Genomic DNA, 1124 nt, shown 5'->3' with positions numbered 1-1124 from the left:
ATCGAGCGGCGCACCCCGCCGCCCGCCGCCCCCGCCCCGCCCGGCGGGCGCGGGTTGGCCCGCCTCACCACACGGCAGGCCGTCCAGTGCACCCTGGCCTGCGGCCTGGCGCTGGCCGTCGGCCAGTCGATCTCCGACGAGCGCTGGTACTGGGCCGTCGGCACCGCCTGGTGGATCTTCGTCAACACCGCCTCGCGCGGCGAGACCCTGGTGCGCGGCTTCCGCCGGGTCGTCGGTACCGTCGTCGGCATCGCGGCCGGACTCCTGATCGCGGTCCCGCTGCACGGCGCCCCGGCGCCCACCGCCGTCCTGGTGGCCGTCTGCGTCTTCGGCATCTTCTACACGGCGGCCCCGTCGTACAGCTGGATGATGTTCTTCGTGACGGTCATGGCCGGGCTGCTCTACGGCCTCCTCGGCGTCCTGCACCCCGGGCTCCTCACCCTGCGCCTGCAGCAGACCGCGGTCGGTGCCCTGGCCTGCGTCATCGCCGTGGCCGCCGTGCTGCCGATCACCACCCACGCCGCCACGAACGCCTGGGTCCAGCGCACCCTGCTGTGCGTACGCCACTGCACGGCCGAGGCGGCGCGACGGCTGGCGGGCGACACCACGGCCGACCCGGCGGCGCGCGTGGCCGAGCTGGAGCTGCTGCTCGCGCGGGCGCGCGCCTCCCTGGCCCCGCTGACTCACCCCCTGAATCCGTTCCGCGCGCGGAAGGCCCGGGCCCGCCAGGTCATCGAGCTGCTGGACGACTGCGCCCACCGGGTGCGGGCCCTGGCCGAGCTGGCCGCGGACCGCGACGCCTCGCACGACACCCGCCTGACGGCCGCGTGCCGCCGGGTGGAGGCGGCCGTGGAGCACCTGGTGGCGGACGCGTCGGAGAGCCTGGCCGAACCCCCGTCGGCCGAGCCGCACCACCACCCCGCCACCGACCGCGCGCTGGCCCACCTCCACCACCTGGAGACCTCCCTGACCCGGCTGGCCGCGCCCTTGGGCAGCCACCCGCGGGAGCCCCTGGCGTCCTGACGTCCACCACCCGGCCCCAGCCCCGCACGGTGAAACAGCACCCAGGCCCCGCACGTACCCCTGCTAACGTCACCCGGGCGCAACGGAATTGAGACGCCCGG

General features: G+C 76.0%; 1 protein-coding gene. It reads left to right on the top strand.

The features are described from left to right. Window positions 1–1023: FUSC family protein (locus tag AOK16_RS24795; protein WP_055474320.1), on the top strand; the 1023-nt coding region annotated here is incomplete at its 5' end. Window positions 1024–1124: the final 101 nt, after the last annotated feature.

The sequence above is a fragment of the Streptomyces pathocidini genome (assembly GCF_001418495.1).
Taxonomy (GTDB): Bacteria; Actinomycetota; Actinomycetes; order Streptomycetales; family Streptomycetaceae; genus Streptomyces; species Streptomyces pathocidini.
The sequence above is the reverse complement of the archived record's forward strand: the minus strand, read 5'-3'. Positions and strand labels throughout refer to the sequence as shown.